This window comes from Martelella sp. (genome assembly GCF_984369615.1).
On record NZ_CFHTCS010000184.1, the window covers coordinates 1 to 8,662 of the forward strand.

At 64.1% G+C, this 8,662-nt stretch carries 7 protein-coding genes; 4 read left to right on the top strand and 3 right to left on the bottom strand.

The window, feature by feature from the left end:
• A partial coding sequence (locus tag AC5DC2_RS14545) for a glycosyltransferase (protein WP_491698983.1) occupies nucleotides 1-916 on the bottom strand: 916 nt, incomplete at its 3' end.
• A gap of 268 nt (nucleotides 917-1,184) precedes the next feature.
• Nucleotides 1,185-2,408 carry a cellulose biosynthesis protein BcsN gene (gene bcsN / locus AC5DC2_RS14550; protein WP_491698984.1) on the bottom strand — a complete coding sequence of 408 codons (1,224 nt, stop codon included), beginning with the start codon at nucleotides 2,406-2,408 and terminating at the stop codon, nucleotides 1,185-1,187.
• Nucleotides 2,409-2,801: 393 nt separating this feature from the next.
• On the opposite strand from bcsN, the gene AC5DC2_RS14555 reads away from it, so the two are divergent.
• Nucleotides 2,802-5,678: a hypothetical protein gene (locus AC5DC2_RS14555; protein ID WP_491698985.1), complete on the top strand. Its 2,877-nt coding sequence runs from the start codon at nucleotides 2,802-2,804 to the stop codon at nucleotides 5,676-5,678.
• 309 nt (nucleotides 5,679-5,987) lie between these two features.
• Here the strand turns inward: AC5DC2_RS14555 and AC5DC2_RS14560 are convergent, their stop codons facing one another.
• Nucleotides 5,988-6,251: an accessory factor UbiK family protein gene (locus tag AC5DC2_RS14560; protein ID WP_024709324.1), complete on the bottom strand. Its 264-nt coding sequence runs from the start codon at nucleotides 6,249-6,251 to the stop codon at nucleotides 5,988-5,990.
• Between the two features lie 200 nt (nucleotides 6,252-6,451).
• Here AC5DC2_RS14560 and lgt point away from each other — a divergent pair, with 200 nt between their 5' ends.
• From lgt to AC5DC2_RS14575, 3 genes are all read left to right on the top strand, one after another.
• Nucleotides 6,452-7,294 carry a prolipoprotein diacylglyceryl transferase gene (lgt, locus tag AC5DC2_RS14565; RefSeq protein WP_491698988.1) on the top strand — a complete coding sequence of 281 codons (843 nt, stop codon included), beginning with the start codon at nucleotides 6,452-6,454 and terminating at the stop codon, nucleotides 7,292-7,294.
• Complete coding sequence (locus tag AC5DC2_RS14570) at nucleotides 7,291-8,391, top strand: class I SAM-dependent methyltransferase (RefSeq protein ID WP_491698986.1); 1,101 nt, start codon at nucleotides 7,291-7,293, stop codon at nucleotides 8,389-8,391. Before lgt ends, AC5DC2_RS14570 begins: the two co-directional genes overlap by 4 nt.
• Before the next feature lie 54 nt (nucleotides 8,392-8,445).
• Nucleotides 8,446-8,662: laccase domain-containing protein (locus AC5DC2_RS14575; RefSeq protein WP_491698987.1), on the top strand; the 217-nt coding region annotated here is incomplete at its 3' end.

Consider the following 8,662-nt stretch of genomic DNA (forward strand, 5'->3'; position numbering starts at 1 on the left):
AGAAGAACGAGGCGTTCCACTTGTCGAGGCCGCGCTGGATGATGCCGTAGAACATCTCGTTCTCGCTCGGCATGATCTCATAGGTCCTCAGATTGCGCTCCAGCGGATCCGGGTTGATGAAGAAGTGCGGGGTCTGGACGAGGAAGAGCTTGGGATCCTCGAGGAAATATCCCACCGTCTCCTGCAGGAAATCATTGGTCGGCGCGTGGTCGGCGTCGAATACCACGATCAGGTCGCCCGTGGTGTATTGCAGCGCGTGGTTCATGTTGCCGGCCTTGGCGTGCTCGTTGCGCGGCCGGGTGATATAGCCGACGCCGAGCTCGGCGCAGATCTGCCGGAGCTCGCGATGACGCGTCTGCGCGAGGCTTGCCTCCACAAGGTTCTTGGAATTGCGCTTCTGCTCGGACCCGCCGTCGTCGAGAAGGTAGACCTTCAGCTTCTCCGGCGGATAGTCCATCGCCTTTGCGGCCGCCAGCGTGTTGGAAAGAAGCGTTGCATCCTCGTTATAGGAAGGGACGTAGACATCGACATAGGGCAGGTCGCCCTCGAGCTTGCCCCAGCGCGGACGCACCGGCAGCGGAAAGGAGACCACGAACAGGCTGAGCGCCAGCATGCAGACCGAGAACATTTCGGCGCAATAAAGCAGGACGCCCGGGATGAAATTCTGCAATTCGGTGATCGGCGGCAGGGTGCTGGTGGTGCGCCAGAAAACATAGCGCAACACGATCGAGGTGCCGAAAGCGAGCGCGATCAGCCGCCAGTTGCCCTCCGCATGCATCTGCTTGAGCACCATCATGACAGCGACGGCGACGACGCTGACGACGATCTGGGTGCGCAGGTCGATCGGCAGGGTGACGAGACCCAGGACGAAGATCGACGTGATCATCCAGGCGATGACGATTGCGGCCCTACGCATCAGGCGACACCCTTCCTAAAGGCTGGCATGGACTTCTTTCCACCCTAGGGCAAAGAACCCTAAGAATTGTTTTCCGTCGCGCCTTTTTTCCGGAAAATGACGGTGCGCGGCCCGGCCAGCCGGTTCCGTACCTCAATGAAAGCTGTCTGCGCAAGTTATCACCTGAAGGCACCCTTTCGTTTCTTGTGCGCCACTATGCACGCAACCCCGTCGCGGTCCAACCCGCACGGAACCTTGTTCGCCCGTGCGCGCGGCATTCGAAGCGCGCCTATTCGCAGCTCACGGTCGTCGAGCCGGGCAGAAGACGGCAGGGCGGTGACGGCACGGAGCGCGTGGCGGACGCAGGTGCGCGGGTGACGGCCGCAGGCGTGGCAGACCCGGCAGACGCGGCCGGGCGCGCCGGCACGGGAATGGAGCGCGTGGCGGCCGGCGCCACGGCGGAAGAGGCCGCGGGCGCGGCGGCCGGCGCCGCGGAGGCTGCAGGCGTCTGGCGGCCGGGCGTCGGCAAGGAAGAGCTCGTTGTCGGCAGAGCGCCGGGCCGCGCCGTGACGGAAGAGGGCGAAAGTCCCGGCGCCGGCGGAACGTTGACATAACCGCCCGACGGCAGGCTTCCGGGAGGAAGACGCACGACATCGACGCTGATCTCATCCCCGGTCGCCGTCGGAGCGGCCGTACGGGCCGTCGTCGTGGTGCGGGTCCGCGTCGTCGTCGTTGAACGGGAGGTCGAGCCCGGCAGGACCTTTTCGGTATCGGCGACGCGTTCGGCGCGGTCGTCATAGGCCCGGCGGGGATAGACCGGCGCGCCGGTCTCGCCAAGGAGCGGCGGCGGAGAGGCCTGTTCGCCATAGGGGTTCCAACCATAGGCCTCGACGGCCGCATTGACGGTATAGCCATACATGATGCCGAGCAGATCGTCCTCGCTGGCGCCGCTCTCGCAGAAACGAAGCCTGATCTGGATCGTGCCGGCCTGGCCGAAGGCGGCGCGCGTGTCGCGCCCGGGCCTGATCTGCTGCCAGCCATAAATGCAAAGATCGTCGCCGCGCCCGTAACCGAAGGCATAGCCGAACGGACCGTAATTGTTCTGCACGTAATAAGGCGACTGCACCATCTTCACGCCCGGCAGTTCCTCGCGCATCTCCTCATCGACTCGCAGATCGGTCACCGAGCGATAGTCGAGCGACCGGCCGTTCATCGGAGAATAGTTGCGGGTGCCGAAGAAGACGGCGTTGATATAGTTCTGGCCCGGGGTGCGCGCGTCGGTGCGCAACAGGATGCGCTGGTCGATGGCGTTCGAATACTGCGTTTCCAGAACGGAGATGATTGCCGGCCCGCCCGGCGGCGGCATGACCACCGCTTCCTCGGGCATGAGATTGCGCACATTCGACGTATAGGGCATGAGATTGCCGGCGCAGCCCGCGAGCAAGCCTACCCCAATGAGGGCCAGAGCCGTGCGGCATCCGGTCCTGATCTGATAGGCAATCGCGTTCATCATGGTACGGCACACCTCGGCTTCGGCGCGAGGCAGGCGGTTGCTGGACCTCATCGCGCAGGATTTCCCAATCATGTTTTTCAGATTTAGGTAAACAAACGACTAACAAACCGGTTCAGCTTTAGCGGGCGCCGACGCATGAAAAACCACATTTCACGCCCAAATACGGCAAGCTGTCTCGATTTTTAATATTTCTTAACGACAATATGGATTTGTAGTGCCCTAAGCTGTGCTCATCGGCGGGAACGCTTTATGCCGGACCTTTCTGCCGCAGTCGTAATCGGGCGCGACCGGCGAAGAACGGTCGTTCCGGGAAGGATTTGGAACAGCGGGCAATGATGAACGGGCGTGGTTGCGGGTCTTGGCGACCGTGTGCTTGGCCGGAGTAAGGATGTTATGAGACTGACTTATATTGCACTGACCGCCGGCGCGATCGCCCTGATCGGTGCAATCGGCATGAGCGGCCCCGGCCGGGAACTGCCCCTGACAAGGGCCAAGGCCCAGTCTGCCGACGGCTTCCAGCAGGCCTACGACCAGATCGTCGAAAACGACACGCCCGCCGCCGCCCCGCCCGAGCCGCGCTTTACCCCCGTCACAGAGGCGCAGGCCCAGGAGCCGTCCGAAAACCTCAGAAATCTTTCCAGCAACGCGCAGCCGCCGCAGGGCGACGCCGTCACCGAGATCACGCGCGGCCAGACCGAGACGGCCCCGCCGCAGGAACCGGCAACGCCGGCGGTGGATGAGAGCGCGCTTCGTTACTTTGCCCAGCAGGGGGACCTGCAACGGCTGCAGGCCGAAATCTCGCGCCTGCGCTCGCTCTACCCCAACTGGACGCCGCCGGCCAATCCTCTGGCCGTCGAGGACGGCGAGGACGAGCAGCTGAACGCCATGTGGGCGGCCTATGCCAAGGGCGACTACGCCGAGGTTCACCAGTTGATCCGGGACCGCAGGGCCGAAGAGCCAGACTGGTCGCCGCCGGCCGACCTCGTCAACCGCCTGCACATCGCCGAGACCCGGTCCAAGCTGCTCGCCGCGGCAGAAGACGGGAATTGGGAGGACGTCATCGACTACGCCTCCCAGGCGCCGAGCCTTCTGACCTGCGCCGAGATCAACGTTCTCTGGCAGGTCGGCGAGGCCTTCGCCCAGACCGACAAGCTCTCGCGGGCCATGGATGCCTACACCTATATCCTGAAAAACTGCGACAACCCGGAAGAGCGCCTGGCCACCATGCAGAAGGCCATGGCCTTCATGCCCTATGACGACATGAAGACCCTTCTGGGCTTCGAGCGCCAGGACGATGACGGCAAGGGCGAGTTCCAGGAAATCCGCGACGCATTGCTGCGCGACCGCTTCGCCCAGGCGGGAGAAGACAAGACGATCGTGGTCTCCCCCGATGACCTCGCCCATATGGAAAAGCTTGCCAATGACAGCCAGGATGCCAAGGATAGCGAACTCCTGGCCTGGTACTTCCTCGTGCGCGGCAGCGAGTCCGCTGCGGAGGAATGGTTCCGCAAGGCGCGATCGGAAGAGGATTCGGCCGAGATTTCGCAAGGCCTCGCCCTGATCCTGATCGAGCAGGACAATGCCGAGGAAGCCGAGGCGGTGATGTATCCCTGGCGCAATGATTCTGCCGAGGCGATGGACACCTATCTGAACGCCGTCGTCAACATGCTCGGCCGCATTCCGCGCAAGGACTACAGCCAGGAGGTGCTCTCGCGCATGGCCGACGTCGTCACCGAGGCCAAGAGCATGACCGCGGCCCAGCAGTTCGGCTGGTATTCAAACGACTACGGCGATCCGCTGGCGGCCCTGCAATGGTTCGAGGCGGCCCTTTCGTGGGAGCCCGATTACGAGCCGGCGGCCTATGGCGTGACCCTGATGCTCAACAGGATGAACTACAAGCCCGGCGTCTACCTGATGCAGCGCATCTGGGCCCCCTATTCGGAGCGCATCGCCTGGCTGAACGATCCGAACGCCCCGGTCACCACGATCGAAAACGTGATGGCGACCGTGTTCGAACTGACGGCGCTCGAGCAAACGGACGGCACGACGCGCACCGTCGCGGTTCCCGTTGCCGAAATCGACCTTTCCACCGGCCAGCAGACGCCGCTCGGCGCCGCCGCTCCGGCGCCCGGCGCGCCGGGCCAGACCGGAACGGGCGTTTCGCTGACGGCCCCGCTTTACGGGCCCGGCATGCAGCCGCTCGCAGGCGCGGACGCCGAGACCGCGCCGGTCAATTACGTGCCGGAATATTACGAGTATTATTACGGCAACGCCGCAGCAGGAACGCCGCCGATCGCCGGCGACGGCACGGCGGCCTCGCGCATGCGCGCGATAGAGCGACTGACCATACCGCGCTCCATGATCCAGACGGACCCGATCACCGGCGTTCAGACCGTCACGGTGCTGAACTCCGCGCTCGAGCCCGAGCAGACCCGTTTTAACGTCTCCGCGGCCCAGGTGCAGGCCGCGTTCTACACAACCGGTCAGCCTTCGGACAAGACCGTGATCTACCGCTTCGACGAGCAGGCCTATATCAACCGCGACTATCTGAGACAGTTCGAGATCACCTATTACCTCAATCAGGCAAACGCTGCCGGTGACAATGTCACCATCTCGACCCTGCCGGCGGGCACGCAACTGCCTGCGGGGACGCAGGTCGCAACCGCAACGCCGGCAGCCACGACACGCACGGCAGCGCCTGCGACAACGACGACGCGGCGAACGACCACATCGTCATCCTCGTCCGGGGGGAGCTGCTGGAGCGGCCGATCCGCCGTAGGGCTTTCGCCCGACGCGGCGCTCAGGCAGGGCTGGTGCCTGATGGACATGGAACGGCCGATGGAAGCCGCGCGCGCCTTCGAGACGGCGCTCGGCTCCAGCTCGGCGAAGAACCGCGAAGAAGCCGCCTACGGCCAGTCGCTTGCCTATCTGCGCATGGGCCTGACCAGCAAGGCCGCCGTCGCCGCCGCCGAAGAGCCGCTGAGTTCGGAGCGGCAGCTCAACCTGCAGGTCCAGATCCTAACGAAGCGCGCGATCGCCGCCTATCAGGGCGGTCACTACCAGGATGCGCTGCTCATCCTCAACCAGCGCAGCCAGCTTGCGCCGGAAGAGACCGGTCTGATGGTCATCCGAGGCTACGCCTATTATAATCTCGGACGCTATTTTGACGCGCAGAAAGTGTTCGAGGCGCTGGCCGAAATGGGGAACCGCAAGGGTATGGAAGGCATCGCCCTCGTGCGCGGCCAGCTTGGCCTGCCGGGCAGCAACTAGAGCGCCGTGCTTCCATTCGGATGCACAAAGGACGCTCTAACCTATTGAATCTACGCATCGTGCTTTCGTCCGGCCCCGAGCCCTGTCTGGTGACCGAAGCTGTGCACGGCAGCGGGCAGGAACAAAACACGGGGCAAAACCATCCGCAGAAAAACAGGCAACGGCGCGCGGGGGCGCTGCCTGCCTCCTCGGACCACGACCGACGAAAACGCCGCCGTTGCGGACAGATCGGACGGTCGTCCTGTCAGTCTCGGACGAGACCGACCTACCTGAAGCCCGCCTTCGGAACGAACGCCGTAAAGCGCCTTGTTATTCTCCGGCCTTCCCGTCCAGCTTCGCCTCGAGCGCGTCGATACGGGCACGCAGCGCGTCATTCTCGTCGCGCGCCTTGATCGCCATGTCGCGCACGGCGTCGAATTCCTCGCGCTGGACGACGTCCATGCTGTTCAGCCAGCGTTCCACCTGCGCCTTGACCGCCGTTTCAAGGTCTTTCCCGGCACTTTGAACCGAGCCGGCGGCATCGGTCATCAGTTTCGCCAGATCATCGAGGATGCGCGTGGTGCCGGATGTCATGTCGGTTTCTCCTTGGAAAATGCCCTAACGCACCATCTGCGGTGCTTTCCTCTGAGGTAGTGGGCCCGCGCTGAAGGCGCAAGTCCGATCGCGGCGAATCTGCATGCACCCTGGCCGCGGGCAAGCTTGACCGCGCCGGATTATGTCGCCATCTTCGCGCCGACCATAGAGGAATTAACGCCTTGCTGCCAGACCATATCATGCTCGCCGCCATGCCCTTCCCCGCCATCGATCCGGTGGCGGTGCGCCTCGGCCCCCTGCAGGTCCACTGGTACGGACTTGCCTATGTCGCGGGCATTCTGCTCGGCTGGCTTTATGCCCGCTGGCTTTTGAGGAAGGACGCGCTCTGGCCCGGCGGCCGGCGGCCGATGACGCTCGCGAAGCTCGACGACTTCATCACCTGGTCGGTGCTGGCGATCATCGTCGGCGGGAGGCTGGGCTATGCGCTTTTTTACGCCCCCGGCTTCTTCCTGTCCCATCCACTGGCGCTCTTCAAGGTCTGGGACGGCGGCATGTCCTTCCACGGCGGACTGCTCGGCATGATCGTCGCGATGATCGTCTTTTCGCGCAGACACGACATCAACACCTGGTCGCTGCTTGACCTGGTCGCGACGGTGACGCCGGTCGGCCTGTTCTTCGGGCGCATCGCCAATTTCATCAATGCGGAACTCTGGGGACGATCAAGCGACGTTCCCTGGGCGATGGTCTTTCCCGGCGCCGGACCGCTGCCGCGCCACCCGAGCCAGCTCTACGAGGCCGGCCTCGAAGGCCTTCTGACGCTTGTCATACTCTTCATCGCGACACAGGCCTTTCTGACGCTGAAGCGTCCGGGCCTGACCGGCAGCCTCTTCATCTGCCTTTATGCCCTGTCGCGCATCTTCGTTGAACTCTTCCGCGAGCCGGATCCGCAGATCGGCTATCTCTTCGGCGGCTGGTTGACCATGGGCATGGTGCTGTCCCTGCCCATGCTGCTCGTCGGGCTCTGGGGCATCTGGTATTCCGGCCGCATGGCGGCGCGGAACGGCGCGGGCAAGGCATCGTGACGACGAGGCTCGCCGGCAAGATCCGGACGATCATCGAGACCGGCGGCCCGATGCCGGTCAGCACCTATTTCAACATCTGCCTCGCCGATCCCGATCATGGCTACTACATCACCCGCGACCCGCTTGGGCGCAGCGGCGACTTCACCACCGCGCCCGAAATTTCCCAGTTGTTCGGCGAACTCGTCGGCATTTTCCTGATCCAGGCCTGGCAGCGTCACGGCCGGCCGCCGGAGACGGTGCTGATCGAAGGCGGACCGGGACGCGGCACGATGATGGCGGACATCCTGAATGTCATTTTGAAGCTGGCCCCCGATCTCTATTCGGCGCTTGTCGTCGCCTTGATGGAGACGAGCCCCGCGCTCCGCGCGCGCCAGGCCGAAAGGCTTGAGCGATACGGCGACAAGATCTGCTGGATCGACGGTCTTGCCGAAGCGCCGGAAGGCTTTACCCTGTTCGTCGCCAATGAACTGTTCGACGCCATCGCGCCGCGCCAGTTCGTCAAGGCCAGGTCCGGTCTGTTCGAGCGCGTGGTCACGCTCGACGATGACGGCGCGCTTTGCTTCGGCATATCGCCGGCCAGGCTCGATCCGGCCGCCCTTCCGCCGGACTGGCGGGCGCAGCCCGACGGCGCGATCTTCGAGACCGCGCCGGCGCGCGAGGCGCTGATGGCGCAACTCGCCGAGAGGCTGAAGGCCGGGGGCGGCAGCGCGCTGATCATCGATTACGGGCATCTGACAAGCGGCTTCGGCGACACGCTGCAGGCAATCCGCAACCACGCCTTTGATCCGCCCCTGGCGCATCCCGGCGAGGCGGACCTGACAAGCCATGTGGATTTTGCCGCCCTTGCCGCTGTCGCCCGGCAGGAAGGGCTTCATGTTCATCCGATGATGATGCAGGGCGCTTTTCTGGCAGGACTTGGTCTTGGTCCTCGCGCATCCGCCCTTGGCCGCGGCAAGGACCTCGTCACCCAGCAGCAGATCGTCGCAGCCGCGCGCCGGCTGGCTGGTGACAAACAAGGAGAAATGGGTAATCTTTTCAAAGTATTATGCGTCTCCAACCGACCGTTGCCGCTCTTGCCCTTTGACGGCGAGGATTGACAAATGCGCTTCGCGCGCACCACCATCCGCCCAAACGCGAGACAGGATAGCCCGATGCTCCAGCCCGGCCATACAGCCGAGACCGCCGCAGACCTTACCCCGGTTCAAAGCCCGCTCCTTGGCGCAAGGCTTGCCGGCACGTCGGTGCGTCACGGTTTTTTCACGCGCCGGGGCGGCCTATCCTCCGGCATCTACGAGAGCCTCAATTGTGGCGCGGGTTCGGACGACCGGGCTGAAAACGTTTCGAAAAACCGCGCCCGCGTCGCCGGCT